Genomic DNA, 24,041 nt, shown 5'->3' with positions numbered 1-24,041 from the left:
GGGATCGATCAGCGGATCGGCGGCGCGTACTGGATACCGCCCTTGTTCCAGAGATTATTGACGCCGCGAGCGATACCGAGCGGAGAGCCGGTGCCGACATTGCGCTCGAAGGTCTCGCCGTAATTGCCGACCGCCTTCACGATCCGCACCACCCAGTCCTTGGTGAGGCCCAGCTGTTCGCCCAGATTGCCGTCGGTGCCGAGCACCCGCTTCATCTCCGGCTTGTCGGATTTGAGCATCGTGTCGACGTTCTTCTGGGTGATGCCGAGTTCCTCGGCATTGATCATCGCAAACAGCGTCCACTTCACGATGTCGAACCACTGGTCGTCGCCGTGGCGCACCATCGGCCCCAGCGGCTCCTTGGAGATGATTTCCGGAAGCACGATGTGATCGGCAGGGTTCGCGAGCTTCAGACGGCTGGCATAAAGTCCGGAGGCATCGTCGGTGAAGACGTCGCAGCGACCGGATTCATAGGCCTTGACCGCTTCGTCGATGCTGCCGAACGCGATCACCTCGTACTTCATGTTGTTGCCCTTGAAGAAGTCGGCGAGGTTCTGCTCCGTGGTGGTTCCGGTCTGCACGCAGACCGAAGCGCTGTTCAGTTCGAGCGCCGAGTTGACCTTGAGCGACTTCTTCACCATGAAGCCCTGCCCGTCATAATAGGTCACGCCGGTGAAATTGGCGCCGAGCGAGGTGTCCCGCGACACCGTCCAGGTGGTATTGCGCGACAACACGTCGATCTCGCCGGATTGCAGCGCGGTGAAGCGATCCTTGGCCGATAGCGGCACGAACTTGACCTTGGTCGGGTCGTCGAGCACCACGGCGGCGATGGCCCGGCACACGTCGACGTCGATTCCGGTCCAGTTCCCCTTGTCGTCGGGTGCCGAAAATCCGGGCAGGCCCTGGCTGACGCCGCAGGACAGCTGGCCCCGATCCTTGACCGTCTTGAGGGTTTGCGCCGAGGCGCCTGGACCGACAGGACGGCGGCAGCGGCAAGTGTGACAGCCAGGGATACGCGTTTCATGGGCGGGGCCTTTCAGGGTCGTCCGTTGGACGTTTGCTTTGTGATCGCCTCGCGTTCACGGGCCATCCCAATGATCCCCTGCAGCAAATAGTGCTGATCAAACCGGCAGTTTGGCGTGCAACCGGTCAGGCAACGGATCCTAGGTCGCGGCAGGCCCCTCAACGTGCGGCGACGGGTAGTTGCGCCGCATCACATAGCGACTGGCGAGCCGGGTCAAGGGGTTGACGCATGTCTTCTACCTCTTGTTAGTAGCAACTCCCGGCGCGGCCCCGTCTTCCCGACGCGGTACGGCTGCGGCAAAAAGTCTAAAGTCCAACGGCAGCGAACCATGACCTCCTCCGACGGCTCCACGCCCTCCCGCCCACAAGACGCCGCGACCCGCCTGGTCACGGCCGGCCGCGACACCAAGGCCCAGAAGGGCTTCGTCAACCCGCCGGTCTTCCACGGCTCGACCGTGCTCTATCCGACCGCCGAGGCGCTGCACGCCCACCGCGCCGAATTCACCTATGGCCGCCACGGCAGCCCGACCACGCGGGCGCTGCAGGACGTGCTGATGGCGCTGGAAGGCCCGCAATGCGCGGGCGTCGGCCTCGCCCCTTCGGGACTGGCGGCGATCAGCACCACGCTGCTCGCCGTCCTGAAGGCCGGCGACCACCTGCTGGTGTGCGACAACGCCTATCGGCCGACCCGCAATTTCTGCGACAACATGCTGAAGCGCTACGGCATCGAGACCAGCTATTTCGATCCGCTGGTCGGCGCCGGCATCGAGACGCTGTTCAAGCCGAACACCCGCGCGGTGCTGGTCGAGGCGCCCGGTTCGCAATCCTTCGAGATGCCCGATGTCCGTGCGATAGCGGCGGTGGCGCATGCTCGCGGCGCACTGGTGATCGACGACAACACCTGGGCGACGGCGCTCTATCACCGCTCGCTCGAACAGGGCGTCGACATCAGCATGCAGGCCGGCACAAAATATATCGGCGGCCACTCCGACATCATGTTCGGCACCATCGCGGCCAATGCCAAGGCCTGGCCGCTGGTTCAGGAGGCGATCCGCCTGCTCGGCGTTTGCGCCGGTCCCGACGACGTCTATCTCGCGCTGCGCGGGGTCCGCACGCTGTCGGTGCGGCTTGCACAGCACCACCGCTCCGGGCTCGAGATCGCGCGCTGGCTTGGCGCGCGGCCCGAGGTCGCGCGCGTGCTGCACCCTGCCCTGGAAACCGATCCGGGCCATGCGATCTGGAAGCGCGACTTCACCGGCGCCTCCGGCCTGTTCAGCATCGTACTGAAGCCGGCACCGCAGGCCGCCGTGGATGCGATGCTCGATGCGCTCCAGCTGTTCGGCATGGGCTTTTCCTGGGGCGGCTTCGAGAGCCTCGCCATCCCGTTCGACTGCAGCGACTATCGCACCGCGACCAAATGGTCGCCGGGCGGGCCGACGCTGCGGCTGCATATCGGGCTCGAAAATCTCGACGACCTCAAGGCCGATCTCGACCGTGGCTTTGCCGCGTTGAAGGCAGCGCTCTGAGCCTGTCGCGCAGGCTCGCGCGTCGGACGACATTAACCACGGCCGACCGGCCGTGATGCCCGCGTTGCGGCCGACGTCCGCGCGCGTTGCAGACACACGATCTCCGGGATTCTGCGGAGATGCGACGAACGCCGATAACCCGCCGTTCACCATCCCCACCAATCCCTTAATTGTCCGGACCTTCCATCAAGTTCCCTTATACTTTTGCGGCCGTAGTGATGCTCCCGGGAAGGGCTGTCAGTGCCGCAAGGACGTGACTGCCCCGCGTTAAGGGCATTCAGACAATCGCATGAAGACGGCACGCATCGTGGTCCTCGGCATCGCCGGCGTCGCAGGCCTCGCGGCCATGTATCTGGCGAGCACAGGCGATCGCAAACCGGCGCCGGTCGCGCCGCCAGTGGTACAACTGCCGACCGTCGAGGTGCTGGTGGCGAAGTCCGACATCGGACTTGGTCAGTCGGTCAAGGCTGAAGACGTGCAATGGCAGCGCTGGCCGGCGGAGACCGCCAGCAGCGCATTCATCCGCCAGGACGCCAATGCCAACGCGATGAATGACGTCATCGGCTCGATCGCACGCGCCCCCTTCATCGTCGGCGAGCCGATCCGCGAGCAGAAACTGGTCAAAGCCAACGGAAGCGGCTTCATGGCTGCGATCCTGCCCTCCGGCATGCGCGCGATCTCCACGGAAATCTCGCCGGAGACCGCCGCCGGCGGCTTCATCCTGCCGAACGACCGCGTCGATGTGATCCTGTCGCGGCGCGACAAGAATCCCGATCAGGTGCAGGGCGGCGGTCGCGACATCATCACCACCGAAATCCTGCTGTCCAACGTCCGCGTGCTGGCGATCGACCAGGCGCCGAAGGAAAAGGACGGCAACAACTCCCTCGTCGGCAAGACCGTGACCCTCGAGCTCAAGCCTGAACAGGCCGAGACGCTCGCGCGCGCGCGGCAGAGCGGCACGCTGGCGCTGGCGTTGCGCAGCATCGCCGACGTCAACGAGAAGACCGACGAGACCAGCGATCACGCCCCGAAGCGGGGCGAGAGCATCAGGGTGGTGCGCTTCGGCATCCCGAGCTCTCAGACGACACAGAAGTGATGGGGGCTTCGATATGACAACGGCTGCAAAACAACTGGCGATGCGGACCACGCTGGTCCGTTCGCTGTCGATCTCGGCGGTCACCGCCGTGATGCTGATCCCTGCCCTCGCCAGCGCGACCGATCCGGACAAGAATGCGGATGTCGCGGTGACGAGCAGCATTGCCGCCAAGACGCGGTTCGTTTCGCTCGGCGTCGGCAAGTCGGTGGTGGTCGACCTGCCGCGCGAGGCCAAGGACGTTCTGGTCGCCGATCCCAAGATCGCCAACGCCGTGATCCGCTCGGCCCAGCGGGCTTACATCATCGGCTCGGCGGTCGGCCAGACCAACGTGGTGTTCTTCGACGCCGACGGCAACCAGGTCGCCTCCTACGACATCGCGATCAAGCGCGACCTCAACGGCATGCGCGCCGCGCTGAAACAGATGCTGCCGGGCGTGCAGATCGAGGGCGTCGGCGAGAGCGTGGTGCTGACCGGCACGGTAGCAAGCCCGGTCGAGGCCCAGCAGGCCGGCGATATCGCCGCCAAGCTCGTCGGCGGCCCCGACAAGGTCGTCAACTCCATCGTGGTGCGCGGCCGCGACCAGGTGATGCTGAAGGTCACCGTCGCCGAGGTGCGCCGGGACGTCGTCAAGCAGCTCGGCGTCGACCTCACCGCCAACATGAACTACGGCACCGCCGCGGTGGTCTTCAACAACGCCAACCCCTTCACCGCCAACAACGGGCCGCTCACCAGCAACGTGCTGACCGGCGCGGCGCTGAACAAGCTCGGTGTGCCGACCGTCACCGCGACGCTGCGGGCGATGGAGAGCGCGGGCGTGGTCAAGACGCTGGCCGAGCCGAACCTCACGGCGATCTCCGGCGAGTCCGCGACCTTCGTCTCGGGCGGCGAGTTTCCAATTCCGACCGGCGTGACCTGCCAGACCTCGAGCACGGGTACGATCGGCAATTGCGTCCAGACCGTCAGCTTCAAGAAGTTCGGCATCTCGCTCAACTTCACCCCGGTGGTGTTGTCCGAGGGACGCATCAGCCTGAAGGTGATGACCGAGGTGTCCGAAGTCTCGATGGACAACGCGCTCACCGGCGGCCAGGGCGGCACGACCATTCCCTCGATCAAGACCCGCCGCGCCGACACCACGCTGGAAGTGCCCTCCGGCGGCTCGGTCGCGATGGCCGGCCTGATCCAGGAGCAGACCAAGCAGGCCATCAACGGCATGCCCGGCGTCGATCAGATCCCGGTCCTCGGACAGCTGTTCAGGAGCCAGGACTTCGTTAACAACGAGACCGAGCTCATGGTCATCGTGACGCCCTATGTGGTGCGCGCCGTTGCGCAGAAGGAATTGTCACGACCCGATGACGGCTTCGCCCCGGCCTCCGACGCGCAGTCGCGCTGCTGGCGCGCGTCAATCGCATCTACGGCGTTGCCGCCCGTGCCGAGCCGATCGGCGCCACGCCGGTCAATTTCGGCTTCATCATCGACTGAGGCGCGGACCTGAAGGGGTTGGGGGATCCTATGATGACACGCAACACACAAGCAGGTCACGCGAGAACGTTGTCGCTGTTCGGCGCGCTCGTCACCACGGCGATCGCGCTCGGCGGCTGCAATCTGACGGGCGATGTCGTTACCGGCACCGTGCCCGACGACTACCGGCAGCGGCATCCGATCGCGATCACCGAAGGCGAACAATCGATCGTCGTGTTCGTGGGCCGCGCCCGCGGCAATCTCACCGAGACCCAGCGCGATGACGTCATGGGGCTCGCCCGCAGCTGGCGCCGCGAAGGCACCGGCGCGATCGCGGTCGACGTGCCCGCCGACACCGCGAACGCGCGCTCCGCCCAGGCGGTGTACCAGGAAATCCACGGCGTCCTGGCGTCGATGGGCGTGCCCGCCCATGCCATCACCAGGCGCTCCTATCGCCTCGACGATCCGCGCGCGCTGCCGACCATCCGCCTCAGCTATCCGAAGATGGCCGCGGTCGCCGGGCCCTGCGGCACGTGGCCGGCCGACCTTGGTCCCTCGATCTACAATCCGGCTTACAACGAGAACAAGCAGTGGGACAATTTCGGCTGTGCCACCCAGCGCAACCTCGCCGCGATGGTTGCCAATCCGTCCGACCTCGAACAGCCGCGGACCGAGACCGCATCCTACACCCCGCGCCGGTCGATCGCGTTCCAGAAATACAGCAAAGGTGAGACGACCGCGACCACCTATCCAGAAGCCGATAGAGCCAAGCTGAGCGACGCCGCGAAATGACCGAACAACAGGACGAGCCACAGCACTCCAACGACCACATCGCGCCGGCACCGCGGATTTCCGTGCAGGCGTTCTGCGCCAGCGTCGCGACCGCCGCCACGGCGCGCGCTGCCGCTGACGACCGCCGGCTTGCCAAGGCTCACCTCTCCGTCCACATGGGCGGCATCGCCGCTGCCATCGATGCCTATCACAAGGCGCCGACGCCCAATGTCATCATGCTGGAGACCGAGCCTGACACCGATTTGCTCGCCGCGCTCGACGAGCTCGCGACGGTCTGCGATCCCGGCACCCGCGTCGTCGTGCTCGGCGCGCCCGGCGAGACCGCGCCGTATCGCGAGCTGGTCCGGCGCGGCGTCAACGACTACGTGATCGGGCCGGTCAAGGTGCTCGACATCGTGCGCTCGATCTGCGGCCTGTTCTCGTCCTCCGAAGCGGTATCGGTCGGCCGCCTGATCGCGGTCGCGGGCGCCAAGGGCGGCGTCGGCGCCTCGACCATTGCCCATAATGTCGCCTGGACCATCGCGCGCGATCTCGGTCTGGATTCGGTCGTCGTCGATCTCGACCTCGCCTTCGGCACCGCCGGGCTCGACTACAACCAGGATCCGACACAGGGCATCGCCAACGCGGTGTTCGCGCCGGAACGTCCGGACAGCGCCTTCATGGAACGCCTGCTTGCAAAATGCGGCGACCATCTCAGCCTGCTGGCGGCCCCGGCCACCCTCGATCAGGTCTACGATTTCGGCGCGGAAGCCTTCGACGCGATCTTCGATACGATGCGCATGACCACATCCTGCATCGTGCTCGACGTCCCGCATCAATGGACCGCATGGACCAAGCGCGTGCTGGTCGGCGCCGACGACATCCTGATCGTCGCCGAGCCCGACCTCGCCAACATGCGCAATACCAAGAACATGATGAACCTGCTCAAGGCCGCGCGTCCGAACGACCGGCCGCCGCTCTACTGCCTGAACCAGGTCGGCATGTCGAAGCGGCCCGAGATCGAGGTCAAGGACTTCGCCAAGACGATCGAGAGCCAGCCGATCGCGACCATCCCGTTCGATTGCAGGCTGTTCGGTGAAGCCGCCAACAACGGCCAGATGATCGCGGAAGTCTCCGCGCGTCACCGCACCACCAGGACCTTCCTGCAGATCGCGCAGCGCCTGACCGGCCGCCCCGATCTCGCCGAGACCCGCGAATCGTTCCTGTCGCCGATCCTCAAGAAGCTGCAGTCGCGCCGCGGCGATGGACGCCGCGCTGCGGGCTAGCTTCAATCCAGGGCGCTGAACGGCCTAGTCGCGACGGCTGGCCGCGACCGGGATCTTGTCCGGCTCGCTGCGGCTCGCGTCCCTGCGCGCCAGGAGCCGCTTCAACACCGCGACATTGGCTGAGCCCTGCTCCGGCGGCAGATCGGCCTTCATGATGGTTTCCGCCTCGGACTGGCGGCCTTCCAGACCGACCACGACAGCGAGATTGGTGCGTACCCGCATGTCGTCGGGGGCGCGCTCCCGGGCACGGCGCAGCGTCTCCTCGGCCTTCGGCAGGTCCTTCGACAGCAGGTAGGACAGGCCGAGATTGGAGAGCACCGAGGCATCCTCGGGCACGATCTTGAGGGCGCTCGCATAATATTGGCGGGCCTCCTCGTGGCGCTCGAGCTGGTCGAGCACGGCGCCCTGCGCCGACAGGATGCGCCAGTCCGGGTCTTCCGGCGTGTGGGCGCGCCCGAGCACGTCGAATGCCTGTTGGAAGTTGCCGTTGTCGGCGAGCGCCCGTCCGTAGCCGGCGAGCAGCGCCTTGTTGCTGGGCTGCGCCAGCACCGCCTGCTCCATGACGGCGACGGCCTGCGCGCGCTGGCCGGTGGCGCGGAGCGCCCGGGCATATTTCAGCGCGGCGTCAGTGTCCTTGGGATTGGCACGGACGCGCTCGTGATAGGTCACGATGTCGCGCCGGGGGTCCGCGGGAGCCGGCGTGGCCTCAGCGGTATCGCCCAGTGACCCAGTGATGTCGGACGGACCCGAGGTCTGACAGGCGGACAGGCCGATCAGCAGGATCACGGCGGATACCGAGCCGGCAAGACGATGCATGCGGCCGGAAGGTCGGGTTAGTTTCTCAGACATCAACGAGACTCGGAACAGCGAAGGTTCCGGGATGCTCACAGCTTAACCCTAAGTTCCGGTTAAGGATGCCATCATCTCGCCGTCATCCGGCCCAGAAGCGCGACTGCCCGCCTTGGCGGGCATCAGCCCTGGTGGCGGAGTCAGTCCACGAACTGGGCGCCGAATTCGTGCCCGATCCGCCAGGCCAGACGGCACTGGCGCGGGCTGCCGCTCGAAAGGATGATGGTGAATTCCGGCGGTATCTCCAGATATTCAGCGATCACCTTGACGCCGCCGGCCGAGATGTCGGTGATCATGCAGTCGCGCGGCAACGACCCTGTGCCCAATTGAATTTTCGCGACGCTCCGGCACTCACGGCGTTCGCTCTTGCGGCGATTGACAAACATCCTGATCCCCAAGCCTTGCTGGACAGCTTCTCGTTTCTACCGTCATAACGGGGAAAGATTGGGAACTGCCTAGCGGATCCCATCGCAATTGAACGGTCATCTCTAGGATTCGTTTACCGGGCTCGACCGGTCGCCGTCCGATCTGGGGCCAGGGGACCCGTCCGCGGGTTGGGCCAGTCCCGGCCCCGGAAGCAAGCCGCCACAATTGGCAGGCTTCTTCGTTGCAACCTCTTGCTTCGCTCTTCGGTTCCAGCGGGAACAAAGGGGTTGATCGCGGGTCAATTGGCCCTATAGCGTGACCCCTTCGACTCGAATTTGCCGGGATATCCAGGACGTATGGGAAGTCTTGTTCTGCTTGATCTGATGGGGGGCGTCGCTCTCCTGCTGTGGGGCCTGCACATGGTCCATAGCGGGATCCTGCGGGCCTTCGGGCCCGATTTGCGGCTGTTGCTGGCGAGAGCGCTGCGCAACCGGTTCACCGCCCTCGGCGCCGGCCTCGGCCTGACCGCCCTGCTCCAGAGCTCGACCGCGACCGCCCTGATCACCAGTTCCTTCGCCGCCGAGGAGATCGTCAGCCTGGTGCCGGCGCTTGCGATCATGCTCGGCGCCAATATCGGCACCACGCTGATCGTGCAGGTGCTGTCGTTCAACGTCGCAGCGGTGGCGCCGGTGCTGTTCATCGTCGGCCTCGTCGCATTCCGCAGCGGGCCGCGCTCCCGGATCAAGGACCTCGGCCGGGTCTCGATCGGCCTTGGCCTGATGCTGCTGGCGCTGCATATCCTGCTCGATACGATGGCGCCGGCCGAGAATGCCCCGGGCGTGCGCGTATTCCTGAACGCGATCACCGGCGATCCCGTGCTTTGCATCGTGATCGGCGCTGGTGTGACCTGGCTGGTCCATTCCAGCGTCGCCAGCGTGCTGCTGGTGATGTCGCTGGCCTATTCCCAATTCATCTCTCCCTATGCCGCGTTCGCGCTCGTGCTCGGCGCCAACCTCGGCAGCGCCATCAACCCGTTGATGGAAGGCGCACGGCGTGACAATCCGGCGAGCTACCGGCTGCCGGTCGGCAACCTCGTCAATCGTGTCGTCGGCATCCTGCTGGTGGCGCCGTTCCTGCGCCCGATCACCGAGACCATCAGCGCCTGGCAGCCCGATCTCGCCAAGGCGACCGCGCTGTTCCACATTGCCTTCAACGTTGCGACCGCGCTTCTGTTCATCGGCGTGCTCGACCACATGGCGCGGCTGCTCGAGCGGCTGCTGCCGAAGCGGGCACAGGAGACCGATCCGTCTCGGCCGCGCTATCTCGACGAGAGCGCACTGGAGACGCCCTCGCTCGCGCTGGCCGATGCCGCGCGCGAGGTGCTGCACATGGGTGACCACACCGAGGCGATGTTGCGCAAGGTGATGGCGGCGATGCTGACCAACGATCGCGCCCTGGTCGACCAGGTGTCGAAGATGGACAACACCGTCGACCGGCTCAACGAGGCGATCAAGCTCTACGTCACGAAGCTCACCCGCGGCAGCCTGGATGAGCGCGAAGGTCACCGCGCCATGGAGATCGTCGCGTTCGCGATCAACCTCGAGCACATCGGCGACATCGTCGACAAGAACCTGAGCGAGCTCGCGACCAAGAAGATCAAGCATCGCCTGCAGTTCTCGGCCGAGGGCGCCGAGGAATTGTCGGCATTCCACAAGCGCACGATCGATTCGCTGCGGATCGCGTTCGGCGTGTTCATGTCGGGCGATGCGAACGAGGCGCGCAAGCTGCTCACCGAGAAGGCGGCGCTGCGCGCTGCGGAACTCGCCGCCGTCGAACGCCATCTGGAGCGGCTGCGCGAGGGCCGGCCCGAGACCATCGAGACCACGTCGCTGCATCTCGACGTGCTGCGCGACCTACGCCGCGTCCATTCGCATATCTGCTCGGTCGCTATCCAGTGCTCGATGCCGCCGGCGAGACCGCGGTCGATCGCGAGAATGCGGCGGAAGCAGCCGAACTCCCGGCGCCCGGGCGACTCTGATCCGACATGCCTTCCCGACTAGGTCGGCGGCCGATGTTCGGGGCCAGGCTGGTGCTGTGGAAACGCCGAGGCGGCGGCGAGCTCGTCGATGCTGTCGCGCTGGCGATCGAAGACGCCAAGGAGATCCCCTTGCAGCACCCGGCCGCCTGACAATTTCATCCGCAGCGGATCGACATTGCGGCCATTGATCCGGACCTCGTAATAGAGATGCGGTCCGGTCGAAAGCCCGGTCGATCCGACATACGCAATCGTCTCGCCCTGACGAACGCGGTCTCCGATCTTCAGCCCGGCCGGAACGCTCGCGATGTGGGCATAAGTGGTCTCGTAGCCGCGATCGTGACGCACTCGGACATATTTCCCGTAGCCTCGTTCATAGCCTTCGGTCTCGACGACGCCGGCGCCCGCGGCCGCGATCGGCGACCCATAGGGAGCCGCAAAATCGACGCCCTCATGGAAGCGGCGGTCGCCAAGGATCGGATGAATGCGCCAGCCGAAGCCGTCACCGAGGCGCCCGCTGACGACCGGCTTGCGCAACAGAAACTTGGTGATGGATTGGCCATCCGCATCATAGAAATCGGAGCTGCCGTCATCCGGCGCCGTGAAGCGATAGTAGCGGCGCGTCTGGCCACCCGCCGTCAAGTCGATGAAGACCAGCTCCGGTTGGCCGATATCGTTGGGCGCGTAGATGATCTCGGCCACATCGCTGTCGCCGAGCGGCCCGTCGAGGTCGAAATCGCGGCCACACAGCCGCATCAGTTCGGCAACGATTCCCTCGTCGACGTGATTGGAGCGCGCAAGCGCGTTGAGGCCGTCACGCAGCGTTTCGCCAGGCACGGCGTGCGTGCCGACCGACTGGCGCAGCACACCCTCATTCCCCACGGCGGCGTCGGGCTGCTCCGGCACGATCGCCTGGTATTGCCCGCTATCCGCGCGACCGACGGCGGCAACACGGGCGTCTGCCCGCTCGATCGACACTTTGGCGATGTGGCTGCGTGGCGAACCGGCGTCTCCGTTCTGTTCAACGATCGTGATCTTCTCGCCACCCGACAGCGTCTCGCCCTGCGACGGGAAAGCGGCAAGGATCGCCGGCGCATCCTGCGCCGCTGCGGTCAACGCCCGCAGGATGGCGGACAGCGTGTCACCGGCTCTCGCAATGACGACGTGCCGATGGTGACGAGACGATGAAGTAGACTTCGGAAGGCTAGTGACATTGACGGCCTCACCAATCGGCGAAGGCACGCGCGGCACCTCTTCATCGGCGGCATAAGCGGTGGTCCCGCCCGGCAGTCCGCGACGTGATGGACCTGTCCGAATGATGGCTGGCAGTTCCGGCAGCGCACCCACCCGCTGGTCGTCCTTACCCTCTCCCGGTACGTCGCGACGATGGTCCGGTTGTGGTTCGGGGTCGATCTCCGCGAGCCGCGCTGACACGCGGGTATATGGGCGGACCGCCCCTGCATCGCTCAGCTGCTCGATCTTGAGCGCCGAGGAATCACCTTGTAGGCCGGGCCTGCGATCCAGACGATCGCCGCGCCGCGCCTCGTCGACCACCTGCCCCGTGAAGCGGGCAAGTGAGACGACCGGCGATGCTGCGAATCGCGCGCGATAGCCAAATGTTCCGCGAAGCGCGCCACCAAGCAGCGCGACGGCGGCGGTCCCGATCAGAATCGTTCCAGCCATCCAGCGGATGCTGACGGCCCGCCGGTCCGGCAGACCGCGCTCGCCGGTCAGCGGCGGCTCGTCAAGCAACATGACATCGCGGACGCTCGATCGATCACCAGCCGCTTTCCCCGGTTCGCCACGGCTGGTCATCGACGGCCCTCATCCCTTGGCGCATGGACTCAGGGATGCCGCCACGCCCACCACGAAACGTAGATGCCATACGCCTTGGGGCGATTGTTTGACCGTCGTCTGAATTCGGACGCATTGCTGTCGCGCCGAGCGCGAAGCTGGAATCTCTCGAGATTGACGAGGAGGCCCGGCATACCGCTCGCCGTACGGACAGCCGCGAGGGTCAGTTGTCGAGCGTCTTCGAGGCGCGCCCGCGGTTCTTCACGATCAGCATGATGTTGCGGATGTAGATCAGCGTCGCAAGGCCCTGCCCGAGGATGATGATCGGCTCGCGCTTGGCGAACCCGTAGACCAGCGTCATCAGACCGCCGCCCATCGAGAAGAACCAGAACGCCATCGGCACCACGCTCTGGCCCGCGCGCTCGCTGGAAATCCACTGCACGAGAAAGCGTGCGGTGAAGAACAATTGCGCGATGAGGCCGAACGCCAGCCAGAAGTCGAACTTGGCGATGAACACATCGTAGAGGTAGGCGCTCAACGCCTGACCGTACTGAATCAGCATCACTTCACCTCGGTGACGACCGGCACTTCTGTGACGAGCGGCGTCGGCTTCTTGCGGCGGATCAGCCACCACACGCCGCCGAGATCCATGATCCCGATCCATAGCCGGTCGAAGAATCCATAATTCGACACGCCGGAATGGCGCGGGCGATCGACAACATCGACATAGGCGATCGCGAAGCCCTCGCGGCGGACCAGCGCCGGAAGGAAACGATGCAGCCCGTCGAAATAGGGCATCGCCAGGAACACCTCGCGCGGAAACGCCTTCAGGCCGCAGCCTGTGTCGCGGGTACCATCGCGCAGGATGATGCCACGCACCGCATTGGCGATGCGCGATTGCAGCTTCTTGAAGCCAGTGTCCCTGCGGCCGACGCGCTGGCCTGCGGCAAGGCCGACCCGGCCATTGCCGCCCTCGATCGCCCTGATCAGGTTCGGCAGGAAGGCAGGATCGTTCTGGCCGTCCCCGTCCAGCGTTGCCACGATCGCACCGCGCGCCGCGCGCACGCCGCTGCGAACGGCCGCCGATTGGCCCGAGGAAACGGCGTGGCGGAGTTGCCGGAGATTGGGGCGCTGCGCCATGATCGCGCTCAACCGATCACCGGTGTCGTCGGTCGAACCGTCATTGACGTAGACGATTTCGTAGACCCAGCGTCCGTCGAGCGCCGCCGCGATCTCGGCGATTAGCGGCGCGATATTGTCCGCCTCGTTGCGCACGGGCACGACGATGGAAACGGCGACCGGCGTCTGGTCGGAAACAGGCAATTCGGTACTCGTGGTTGATGTGGGGTTCGCGGCTGGAACCCGCCCGATCCGGCCGCCGGGCGACCGCTTTTATGGGGCGAAGGCGCTCCTCGCAACCCTTTTGAGGCGTTCATCCGACGGTCCCGGCAGGGCCACGACCGTGCCGTCACGATCGATGGCGAAACCAAGGCGGCGGGCGGCGAACCAGTAGCGCACCGCCATTGCGCCGATCACGCCGACGGCCGCGCCGGCCACCACGTCGCTCGGATGATGGGCCAACAGCACCAGCCGCGTCGCGATGATGATCAGCGCATAGACCAGCATCGCGACCCGCGCACGCGGCCAGACTGCCGAAACGGCGAACGCCAGCGCGAAAGCCGTGATCGCATGTCCCGACGGAAAGCTCGAATAAGCTTCCGTGCCCGCGAAATGCTGGAAGTTGAAGGCGTTGGCCTTGCCGCCGACGAACGGCCGTCCGCGGCCGACGGCCCACTTGATCACTTCACCCACAGCGACCGACAGCGCGATCGACAGGAACAGGTATTGCAGCCTCGTCCCCAAGCCGAGCAAAGTCGCGCGCGGCACACCGCGCAGCGCAGGCGCCGTCAATGCGAGAACAACCAGCAGCACGCCCAGCGCGCTCAGCACGTACTCGTCCTTGCCGAAATCGGTGAGTATCTTGACCCACCAGAGACCAGGCGTACCGCGTGGCGGCATCAGGCTGATCTCGGTGACATCGACCGCATACATCAGCGTGACGATCACGGCGCCGACGATCACGACGAGCAGGAGTACGTGGCGCGCAGAGCGTCGCGCCGCCTCGGCCCGACGCGAATGCGACGGTGCCCGCACGAGCTGAGCAAGGGACAGCCAGACCAGCGTCAGCAATCGTCCGAAATAGTTGGCGGATTCCAGGTTGGCGGGCGGCGCCGGCATGTCACTCCGTCCCTTCGGAACGGAAGATCGCGATCGAGACCGCCTTGCCCTGCGAGATGTTGTAGCCCTCGATGCGCACCGGCGCGTTGTAGCGCAGGCCGATCGCCTCGGCGCGCTGCACGAAGGCGCGCTCCGAGCGCTGCTCGACCAGCGCGAAGCGACAGGAGCCCTGCCCGAGGAAGTCAGCGGCGCCGGATCCGTCGGTGAGCAGCGTCGAGGTATCGGTCATGAAGACGAGGCTCGGCTCGTGGAAGCCGGCCGCCGCCGCTTTGGGGCCAACGCAGGTCACGTTGCGCAAGGCGCGCGCGACTTCCTGACTCGGAAACACGGTGGTAAGCCGCGGCAGCACCACGCCGTAGGTCGCACCGGCCATCAGCGCCGCCGCAATCACCGCATTGAGCAGCGAGCGTTCGGCACGGCTGTCCTCGAACATCCACCACGCGACCAGGCCGAACACCATCGCAACAGCGAACAACGGCCACGCCGGAAACACCGGCTGATGAATCGCCTTGATGGCGCCGACAATCACCAGCACCGCGCCGAACGCGGGGATCGCGAACCACCAGGCTGCGCCGCGCAGCAACCAGGGCGAACGCGACAGCACGCGCCGCTCCAGCGCGCCGACGGTCAGGATCGCGATCGCGGGATAGAGCGGCAGCACATAATGCGGCAGCTTGGTCAGCACCGCCTCGAACACGATCCAGGACGGGATCAGCCAGGCCAGCAGGAACTGCGCGCCGGGCTCGCGGCGCGCGCGCCAGATCGCCGGTGCCGCCATGCCGGCGAGCGGTGCGCCGGGCCAGAACGTGATCCAGAACAGCAGCAGATAGAGCCCGGGCGGCGCGCCGTGCGATTCCTGTGCGCCAAGCTTGCTCAGCATGTCGCCGCCGACCGAGTCGGCAAAGAAGGTCTCGCCGGCGCGCAAGAAGATCAGCACGAACCAGGGCAGCACCAGCACCAGGGTCCACATCAGGCCCCACACCGGACGCATCCGCCAGAACCACGCCGCCGAGCGATCGAGTATCGCAAGCCCGGCCATCGCAAGGCCGACGAACATCAGGATCAACGGACCCTTGAGCAGGATGCCGACCGCCAGCGCGGTCCAGAAGATAGCGGGCGGGCCCCATGATGGATGGGCCGGATCCTCGCCGCGTTGCCAGGACAGATACACGCGCGCCATCGCGCCCATCGCTGCGGTGACCGTGAGCAGCAACATGGCGTCGGTCTTGGCGAGCCGCGCTTCGACCCCAAGCAACACGCAGCTTGCCATCATCAGGGCGGCCAGCACCGCCCCCTGCCGTGTCACGAACGCAAGCGCCGTCCAATAGGTCAGCAAAACGGCGCCGATGGCGCCGATCAGGGACGGCAGGCGGTAGACCCAGATACGGACCTGGGCGCGCGGCACCCCGAGCGCGGAGATGCTTTTCAGTGCCGCCGCCTGCATCCAGTAGATGCCGACCGGCTTCTTGTAGCGGACGTCGTCCTGGAAACGGATGTCGACGAAATCGCCGCTCTCGACCATTTGCTTGGTCGCTTGGGCAAAGCGTACCTCGTCGCGGTCAACCGGCGGGATGGTGAAGAAACCCGGCAGGAACAGCACCAGGCAGGTCAGCGTCAGGAACAGGACCGAACGCCATTGGCTGGCCGTTGCGAACTCGAACGCCATGAACAGCCTGCGGCTCGAATGCGCAGGTTTTACAGACTGTTGCCCTGCTCCAAAGCGCCGGGGTTGGAGGCTATCCACCATGGGTTTCGCATACGATGAAACCGCAGCGCAAACAACCGTGCTGTTCCGCTTTCCAACGATGCCGATCCGCTTTCCCGCGCGATCATTGCACGCGGATCACAACGGTATCTGCGGCACCCGTGGCGTCGATCACGGTGAGCCGCGCGAAGCCCGGCCCGGGTGGCTCGATCAGGCGCTGCCGCCGGCTGTCGATGTCCCCGGCTGAGACACCATTGATGAGGACCGTCAGCGGCAGCACGCCGCCAGCAACCTTGACCGGCAGCGGCGCATTGCGGCCGCCATCGGATTGATCGACGTCGATGCGCGAGCCGTTCAGCGGAAACTGGATGTGCGGGGCCTGATCATTGCCGCTGCGGACCAGTTCGCCCAGCGGCCGGAACCGGCGCAGCGGCGGCGGCAATTTCGCGTTGGAGGCGACCAGCACGCCCCGCGGCGGTTTCGGCAACGCCGCCGGGATCTTGCCGGTGCGCGCGAAGGCGTCGAACAGGATCGGCGCCGCCGCCGTACGGCCGACCAGACCCGGCACCGGCGCGCCGTCCGGGCGGCCGACCCAGACCCCGATCGTGATGCGGCCATCGAAGCCGACCGACCAGGCATCGCGATAGCCGTAGCTGGTGCCGGTCTTGAAGGCGATCCGGTTGTGCACACCGTTCTCCGGCGGGGGCGTGCCGAGCAGGACATGGCCGACCTGCCAGGCCGCGGCCTGATCCATCAGCCGCATCGTGTCGCGGCGATCAGTCTCCTGCATGATCTCGCGCAGCGGCTTGGTGGCGCCGAGCCGCGCCAGGCCGGAATAGAGCTGGGCGAGATCCTGCAGCGTGATGCCGACGCCGCCGAGACCCATCGCAAGGCCCGGTGCTTCGTCCTTCGGCAGCACCAGACTGGTGCCGGCCTGCTTCAGCCGCGACGACAGCCGGCTGGCGCCGACCCGGTCGAGCAGCGCGATCGCCGGCACGTTGAGCGACAATTGCAGCGCCTTGCGGATCGGCACCGTGCCCTGGAACGTCATGTCGAAATTTTCCGGGGCGTAGCTGCCGAAGCGGATCGGCCGGTCCTCGATCAGACTGTCGGGATGCACAAAGCCATCCTCGAAAGCGAGGCCGTAGATGAACGGCTTCAACGTCGAGCCCGGCGAGCGCACCGCGCGGGTCATGTCGACCTGCCCGGCCCGTCGCTCGTCGAAATAATCCGCCGAGCCGACGCGCGCGAGCACGTCGCCGCTCTCGTTGTCGACCACGACGATCGCGACCGAGACGTCAGGTCCCTGCGCAATGGCGCGGTCGCGTGCCAGCGCCTCCAGGTTCCGTTGTAGCGTCGCGTCCAGTGTCAGCTTGATGACAGGCGTATCCTTCATCGTCGCGATCGCCTGATCGGACGAATGCGGCGCCAGGATCGGAATCTGCTTGCGCAGCTTCGGCACTGCCGTTGCGGTGGCCTGCGCGGCGTCCTGTTTCGACACCACGCCGTCCTCGACCATGCGGTCGAGCACGCGGTCGCGCGCCGCATGCGCGGCCGCGGGGAAGCGGTCGAGCCGCCGCCGCTCCGGCGATTGCGGCAGCGCCACCAGCAGCGCGGCCTCGGCGAGCGAGAGCCGCTTCGGCTCCTTGCCGAAATAGGCGATCGAGGCGGCGCGCACACCCTCGAGATTGCCGCCGAACGGCGCCAGCGCGAGGTAGAGATCTAGGATCTGGTCCTTCGAGAGTTGGCGCTCCAGTTCGACCGCCCGCACCATCTGGCGCAACTTGGCGTAGACCGAACGCTGGTGCCGCGGCTCGATCAACCGCGCCAGCTGCATCGTGATCGTCGAGCCGCCCGAGACGATATGGCCGCTTGTGAGCAGCTGGAATGCGGCGCGCGACAACGCCAGCGGATCGATGCCGTGATGCTCGTAGAAGCGCTTGTCCTCATAGGCGAACAGCAGCTTCAGGTAACCGGGATCGACTGATGTCCTGGCATCGACCGGCAGCCGCCAGCGCCCGTCCGCCATCGCATAGGCGCGCAACAGTTTTCCGTTGCGATCGACGACGGTGGTGGAGACCTGCTGCGCCTGCGTGAGCGGTAGCGGACCGAGCGAGACGACCCAGCCGGCGAAGCCGCCGGCCGCGACCAGCGTCGCGACGGCGCAGATCGCGAGGACGGTCTTGATCCGTCGCCAGCCCGATCCGCGTTCCGGTGCTGTCCTCAACGTTGCACTCATTTCGCCGGCTTCACCTCAACCGCACCGGTGCCGCTGCGGCCGTAGCGCGAGGGATTGTACATGTCCTCGACATAGGCCTGCGGCAGCACGTACTTGCCCGGCGACACCGCGCGCACGACATAGGCAACCGTGAACACCGACTTGTCGTTGGCGCCGCGGTCGATCGCCGCGATGAATCGGTCATCGCGGAACTCGGTGTTCTTCGGCTCGACACCATCCTCGATCCATTCGAGCGTGCCGGAATCGCCTGACGACACCAGGTTCGGATTGTCGATCTCGAGCCCGGCCGGCAGATAATCCGCAACCATGATGTGGCCGAATTCCGGTTTGGCTTCCGTCACCTTCAGGACAACCGCGAAGCGGTCGTTCTGTTTCGCCTTGGTGACATCGGCCGGCTTGCCGTCGAGCGTGAAGTAGCTGCGCTCGATCTTGAAGCCGTTGGAAGCGGCGGGTTCCGGCGTGACCGGCGAGCCCGACACCGAGACCACTGCCTGCACCGGCGCATCGCCAGTATTGGTGATCTTCAGCGGCTGGCCCGTCATCTCCTCGGCCTTGTAGCTGCGATAGACCGCGGTCTTGACCGGCTGGCCGTTGATATCGAGCGCCAGCGTCTCCTTGGCGAGCGCGCGCGCCGCCAGCACCATCCACGCATTCTCCTGCGTCGAGGTGTAGGGCGACAGCCCCCGCGCCGCTTCCACCCGCAGCACGGCCTGCGTCAGCGTGGTACGCGGCGCATTGCCCTCGCCGGCAAGCGAGACCAGCGCCGCCGCATCGCGCAGCGCCGAACCGTAGTCGACGCGGCCGAATTCGAGCACGGGTTTCGGGTTCAGCGCGTCGAGCGCGGCACCATAGACCCGCTCGGCCCTCGCCTTGTCGCCGACCAGCGCCAGTGCAGCGGCAAGCTGCGCCTTGGAGATCGGCGTCGCCAGATTGTTCAGCTTGGTGTCGGCGAGATAGCGCAGGTCGCCGATCGGCGCGGCGCCATTGCGCGCCAGCACATAGAGGCCGTAGGCCAGATCGCGGCCGCCGTCCTTCTCCGGCTCGTTGGCATTGACCACCGAGTTCCTGACGCGGTCGAGCGCGCTCTTGAACAGCACGTCCGGTACGGCGAAACCCTTTTCGCGGGCCCGAGTCAGGAAGTCCGTGACGTACGCATCGAGCCAGGCGTCGTCGCCGCCCGCCGACCACAGGCCGAACGATCCGTTGGACCCTTGTCGAGCGAGGAGCCGCTCGATCGCGTCGCGGATGCGCTGGTCGACCGCGGTGTCCATCGCCAGATGGGCGCCGGCGGCAAGATCGTTGACATAGAGCAGCGGCAGTGCGCGGCTCGTGATCTGCTCGGAGCAGCCATAGGGATAGCGGTCGAGCGCCTTCAGGATGCTCGCAGCATCGAGCGCGGTCGACAGGCTCGCCGAGACCGAGACGCTGCCGGTACCCGGCACGAGGTCGGAGAACATGTCGGACGTCAGCGTCAGGCTCTCGCCCTTCGCCAGCGTGCGGATCGAGCGGCGCGCCAGCACTTGGGTCGCCGGCTTAACGTCGAGCGCATAGTGCCGCGCCAGCGTCAGCCCGTTCGGCCCGGAAATATTGACGTCGAAATCCGCGCGCCCCGCGCCGCCGGCCTCAAGCCCGAGCGACAGCGAGGTGCGCTGCTTGGCGGCGAGCTTCACCGTCGTGGTCGGGTTGCCCGAGGCCTTGATCGGGCCACTCGCCTTGACGCTCACTGCGTAGTCGCCGGCGGCGCCTTCGACATTGTCGACATCCATGCTGATGGTGCCCTTGTCACCGGTCAGCAGGAAGCGCGGCAAGGTCGCGGTCACCACCACGGGATCGCGCACCGTCACGTCGACATTGGCGCGGCCGAGCTTGGTGGCGCTCCACGCCACCGCCATCACCCGCGCGGTGCCCGCGAATTCCGGAATGTCAAAGCTCACTTCGGCTGTGCCGTCGGGGCCGACCGTGACGATGCCGGAATAGAGCGCGAGCGGCTTCTGCGTCGGCGGCGAGCCCTGCAACTCGGCACCAGCAGCGTCGCCGCCGCTGCGGATCTGGCCGGTTGTGCCCTGCATGCCGTCGATCAGCTGGCCGTAGAGGTCGCGGATCTCGGCGGTCAGGCGGCGCTGGCCGAGATAGTAATCATCCGGCGCCGGCGGCTTGTAGTTCGTGAGATTGAGGATGCCGACGTCGACCGCCGCCAGCACCACCTTGGCGTCCTCGCCAGGGTTGAGCCCGCCGAGCTTGACCGGAATCTTCAGCGTCGAGCCCGGCCGAACCAATGCGGGCGGCGACAGCTCGACCGCGAGCGTGCGTGTCTTCTTATCGATGCCGAACCATTTCAACCCGATCGCGCGGCCGGGCATGCGCCCGGCGGCGGCATCGAGCGGACGGCGCAGCGTCGTCATCACATAGGCGCCGGTGCCCCAGTCCTTGCCAACCTGCAGCTTGACCTGCTGGGTGCCTTCCTTGACGTCGACGCTCTGGGTCGTCAGCAGGCGGTCGCCGAGCACATAGACCGTGAGCTTGCCCGCGGTCCGCGCATTGACCGACACCGTCATGGTGTCGCCCGAGGCATATTCCGGCTTGTCGATCGAGGTCTCGAGCAAATCGGGCGTGTCGGCGCTGCCGTCCGAATACCAGCCGACATCGAACTGCACCGAGGTGACAGGCCCGTCGGCGTCGGTCGATTTCACATCGAGCCGGTAGCGGCCGGGCTGCGGCTGGAAGGTCAGACGCAGCGGCTTATCGGCCGCGAGGTTGGCGTCGCCATCGGCCACGCGGCGGGTCGACTTGACCGGCTCATACTGCCAGGACGAGTTCTGCCGGTACCACTGGTAGCGCGACTCCAGCTTCAGCAGCTCGTAGCGCAGTCCGTTGCGCGGCAGCTGCTTGCCGTCGGGCGCGACGAACACAACATCGAACTCGGCCTTGTCGCCCTCGGCGACGCTCTTGTCGCCGAACAGCGGCTTGACGCCGATCAGCGAGGCGCTGGGGGCCACCGGCAGCACGATCTTGCGCTCGACCGAGCGGCCGCCGCTCTCCGCCATGCGGATGAATATCTGGGCCTCCTGCGGCCGGGTCGAGGCCGGCACCTTATCGAGCTTCACCGGGAAGCTGGCGGCGCCATTGGCATCGGCCTCCGGCAGGTCCTCGATCGGGGTCCGCTCGTTGCTCGCTGTCTGTTCGTCGTCGACACCGAACTGGTAGCCGGCATAACCGGGCCGGCCGTTCGCGGCGGGTGCGACCAGCATGTCGCCTTCGAGCTGCAGGCCCGAGGCAGGCGCGCCATAGAGGAAATGGCCGGAGACCTGAAGTTCCACTGGAACTTCAGCTTTGATCACTTTGTCCTTGCTCGTCAGATCGAATTCGATCCGCTCGGGGATGTAATCCTCGACCATAAAGGTGGTCTCGCCGACCGACGAGCCCTTGGGATCGGTGAAGACACGGGCCCGCCAGGTGCCGGTCGGCACCGCGGAGTTCAGCGCCACTGCCAGCATCCGGCCGCCGGCCCCCTGGTCGGGCAGCACAGCGCGGCGGAATTCCACGCCGTCGGGCCGCTCGATCACCATGGTCAGCGGCGTTCCGGTCAGCGCGTTGCCCTGGCCGTCGCGCAGCAGCGCGGTCAAATAGACGGTCTCGTTGGAACGGTAGACGCCGCGCTCAGCGTAGACGAAGGCGTCCGCGCCGGCCGGGATCGCCCGGCCCGCGACGCCGCGGTCGGTCAGATCGAAGGCGTTGGTCTTCAGGCTTAGGAACGCGTAGTCCGACTTCTCACCCATCACCGTGAGCAATGCCGGCGACAGCCCGCCCTCGCCGCGCGCCAAGCCCTGCTCGAACAGCACGTGGCCGGCGGTGTCGGTCTTCCGAGTGGCCAGGATCTCGTTGTTTCGGGCGACCAGCTTGACCTCGGCATTGGCGACCGGTTCGGTCGAGGCCAGCGAGTTGACGAAGACGTGGATACCGTCATTGCCGGAGAAGGCCGACAAGCCCATGTCCGAGACGATGAACCATTGCGTCGCCAGGGTGCCGTCGTCGTCGGTGCCCGGCCCCTTGGCCGCGGCGGTCATGACATAGACGCCCGGTTGCAGGTCGCCGAGCGCCTGGTCGACCGGAAACGCCGTGACCACGTCCTGGTTCAGCGTGGTCGCGGTCGCAAGCTCGCCGGACCACACCTTGACGCCGCGCTGGCCGCCGAGATCGGAGAGCTGGTAACGGCTCAGCGTGCTCTGGAAGTCGCTGTCGATCACGGTGTTGATCAGGTTGCGGTCGCCGATCCGGAACACATCGACCGTGACTGCCGGCGTGTTGACGCTGACCACCGGGATACCGCGCTGGCCTGTTCGAGGCAGCACATAGGCCCGCCCCGTAAACCGTACGAACGGCTTGCGGTCACGGACATAGATGTTGAACTCGGCCGATTTCGGCAGCGTCTCCTTGACGGTCGACGGCAGGCCGGCGCGCAGATTGATGTTGTAGCGCTCGCCATGCTTCAGCCCGTCGACGCAGAGCTGCTGGCCCTCTGCCGACAGGGCCGGCTTGTCGGTGCCGGCCAGCGCCAGGTACGGCGCGAAATCGACGCGCTTGGCCAGTTCCTCGGAGAACTGGAAGCAGGCCCGCGGCGAGGCCGCATCGGAATCGACGGTATAATCGAGCAGCCGGAAGCCGTGCTCGTCGCGCATCTTCTCGTATTGGCCCCTGACCTCGGCGACCTCGCGCAGGTCGAGCGACAGTCGCAAGCTATCGAGCGCCGGACGCCACAGCTTGCGCTCGGCGAACGCCTTGCCGAGCACGGCCAGCGAGTCGGCCTCCTCCCCCGCGTTCCCGGCGCGCTGATAGGCGATGTAGGCGGCGGTCGATGCACGCTCCATCAGGAAGGTCTGTTCGCTGGTGCTGGCCGAGCGGATCTGGAAGACGGTCTTGGCCAGCCGCAGCCAGTTGGCGCCGTCCTCGGGCGCGGTCGCCGCGATCTGGCCGAGGATCGTGAGCCCGCCGCGGAAATCGTTGCGCCTGAAGGCGGCATCGGCATCGCTGCGCAAGGTCGCCGCCGACTTGTTGACCGCACCCGCCTCGGTCTTGATCTGAGCTTCCAGCTTGATCGCGGAATCGGCGAGATCGTCGCGTTTGAAGGCCTTGTCCGCAGCCTGGGCGCTGACTAGGCCGAGCGCCAGCGCGGCGCAAAGTGCGGCGGCACGAACCAATCCGATCATGATGGAGCTCCTGAACGCCCCGCGGTCGATCGCCGCGTTGGGGCCAAAAAATGCGCGAAAAGGTGACGGAGTGAAGGCGCGGACATGAACGGACGAAAACGTCGCAGATCGCATTGCCGACATCCTTTGACCAGTCCCGGCGGCAACATCATGCCGGCTCGGGGGCTGGACGGGCCAACGCAGGGCGAGACCCCTGCTCGCCTTTGTCGTCCGCCCCCAGAAATCGGTTCGGACGGACTTGGCGGAAAGGCGGATTTTTCATAATGGCGGTGCTACAAGGCGGCCACGGTCCCGTAGCTCAACTGGATAGAGTAGCGGATTTCTACTCCGCGGGTTGCAGGTTCGAATCCTGCCGGGATCGCCAGTTCATTTTCCCACTCCAAACTTCCCAGCAGGTTGCGATTGGTTTTGGCTCACCGGGCCACGTGAGCCAGTGGCTGTTCCCGAAACG

At 66.2% G+C, this 24,041-nt stretch carries 13 protein-coding genes, 1 tRNA gene and 3 pseudogenes; 7 read left to right on the top strand and 10 right to left on the bottom strand.

Annotation, left to right across the window (positions count from 1 at the left end; translation table 11 throughout):
* Positions 1-8 precede the first annotated feature (8 nt).
* Positions 9-1,024, bottom strand: a pseudogene (locus ALC15_RS05900) (amino acid ABC transporter substrate-binding protein).
* A gap of 328 nt (positions 1,025-1,352) precedes the next feature.
* Between ALC15_RS05900 and metC the strand changes: the two are divergent.
* The 5 genes and pseudogenes from metC (at position 1,353) to ALC15_RS05875 (ending at position 7,160) form a co-directional block, all read left to right on the top strand.
* Positions 1,353-2,549 (top strand): cystathionine beta-lyase, encoded by a 1,197-nt coding sequence (gene metC / locus ALC15_RS05895; RefSeq protein ID WP_050626460.1) that lies wholly within the window; start codon positions 1,353-1,355, stop codon positions 2,547-2,549.
* Between the two features lie 289 nt (positions 2,550-2,838).
* Positions 2,839-3,645: a Flp pilus assembly protein CpaB gene (gene cpaB / locus ALC15_RS05890; protein WP_050626459.1), complete on the top strand. Its 807-nt coding sequence runs from the start codon at positions 2,839-2,841 to the stop codon at positions 3,643-3,645.
* Between the two features lie 40 nt (positions 3,646-3,685).
* Positions 3,686-5,124, top strand: a pseudogene (locus ALC15_RS05885) (type II and III secretion system protein family protein).
* Positions 5,125-5,157: 33 nt separating this feature from the next.
* Positions 5,158-5,895: a CpaD family pilus assembly protein gene (locus ALC15_RS05880; protein WP_050626535.1), complete on the top strand. Its 738-nt coding sequence runs from the start codon at positions 5,158-5,160 to the stop codon at positions 5,893-5,895.
* On the top strand, positions 5,892-7,160 hold the full coding sequence (locus tag ALC15_RS05875) for a CpaE/TadZ family protein (RefSeq protein WP_050626458.1): 1,269 nt from the start codon (positions 5,892-5,894) through the stop codon (positions 7,158-7,160). The genes ALC15_RS05880 and ALC15_RS05875 overlap by 4 nt, the downstream gene beginning before the upstream one ends.
* 24 nt (positions 7,161-7,184) lie before the next feature.
* Here the strand turns inward: ALC15_RS05875 and ALC15_RS05870 are convergent, their stop codons facing one another.
* Complete coding sequence (locus tag ALC15_RS05870; RefSeq protein ID WP_050626457.1) at positions 7,185-8,009, bottom strand: tetratricopeptide repeat protein; 825 nt, start codon at positions 8,007-8,009, stop codon at positions 7,185-7,187.
* Between the two features lie 140 nt (positions 8,010-8,149).
* On the bottom strand, positions 8,150-8,395 hold the full coding sequence (locus ALC15_RS43095; protein ID WP_021079298.1) for a PilZ domain-containing protein: 246 nt from the start codon (positions 8,393-8,395) through the stop codon (positions 8,150-8,152).
* A 336-nt stretch (positions 8,396-8,731) separates the two neighbouring features.
* Between ALC15_RS43095 and ALC15_RS05860 the strand changes: the two are divergent.
* Positions 8,732-10,413: pseudogene (locus ALC15_RS05860) on the top strand (Na/Pi cotransporter family protein).
* Between the two features lie 18 nt (positions 10,414-10,431).
* On the opposite strand, the gene ALC15_RS05855 reads toward ALC15_RS05860, so the two are convergent.
* The 7 genes from ALC15_RS05855 to ALC15_RS05825 all read right to left on the bottom strand — a co-directional run bounded on the left by ALC15_RS05855 (position 10,432) and on the right by ALC15_RS05825 (position 23,590).
* Positions 10,432-12,165: a M23 family metallopeptidase gene (locus ALC15_RS05855; RefSeq protein WP_050626456.1), complete on the bottom strand. Its 1,734-nt coding sequence runs from the start codon at positions 12,163-12,165 to the stop codon at positions 10,432-10,434.
* A 262-nt stretch (positions 12,166-12,427) separates the two neighbouring features.
* The gene (locus ALC15_RS05850) at positions 12,428-12,766 is read right to left on the bottom strand and encodes a lipid-A-disaccharide synthase N-terminal domain-containing protein (protein WP_050626455.1); all 339 of its coding nucleotides are present in this window, start codon (positions 12,764-12,766) and stop codon (positions 12,428-12,430) included.
* On the bottom strand, positions 12,766-13,527 hold the full coding sequence (locus tag ALC15_RS05845) for a glycosyltransferase family 2 protein (RefSeq protein WP_050626454.1): 762 nt from the start codon (positions 13,525-13,527) through the stop codon (positions 12,766-12,768). The genes ALC15_RS05850 and ALC15_RS05845 overlap by 1 nt, the downstream gene beginning before the upstream one ends.
* Positions 13,528-13,596: 69 nt before the next feature.
* Positions 13,597-14,442, bottom strand: coding sequence for a phosphatase PAP2 family protein (locus tag ALC15_RS05840; protein ID WP_050626453.1), 846 nt, complete (start codon positions 14,440-14,442; stop codon positions 13,597-13,599).
* Between the two features lies 1 nt (position 14,443).
* Positions 14,444-16,189, bottom strand: a complete 1,746-nt coding sequence (locus ALC15_RS05835; protein WP_050626452.1) for an ArnT family glycosyltransferase — start codon at positions 16,187-16,189, stop codon at positions 14,444-14,446.
* Between the two features lie 82 nt (positions 16,190-16,271).
* Positions 16,272-18,386 (bottom strand): penicillin-binding protein 1C, encoded by a 2,115-nt coding sequence (gene pbpC, locus ALC15_RS05830; protein WP_050626451.1) that lies wholly within the window; start codon positions 18,384-18,386, stop codon positions 16,272-16,274.
* On the bottom strand, positions 18,383-23,590 hold the full coding sequence (locus ALC15_RS05825; RefSeq protein ID WP_050626450.1) for an alpha-2-macroglobulin family protein: 5,208 nt from the start codon (positions 23,588-23,590) through the stop codon (positions 18,383-18,385). Before ALC15_RS05825 ends, pbpC begins: the two co-directional genes overlap by 4 nt.
* A gap of 287 nt (positions 23,591-23,877) precedes the next feature.
* Here ALC15_RS05825 and ALC15_RS05820 point away from each other — a divergent pair.
* Positions 23,878-23,954, top strand: a tRNA-Arg gene (locus tag ALC15_RS05820).
* Positions 23,955-24,041 lie beyond the last annotated feature (87 nt).

The sequence above is a fragment of the Bradyrhizobium viridifuturi genome, from assembly GCF_001238275.1.
GTDB classification, from domain to species: domain Bacteria; phylum Pseudomonadota; class Alphaproteobacteria; order Rhizobiales; family Xanthobacteraceae; genus Bradyrhizobium; species Bradyrhizobium viridifuturi.
The sequence above is the reverse complement of the archived record's forward strand: the minus strand, read 5'-3'. Positions and strand labels throughout refer to the sequence as shown.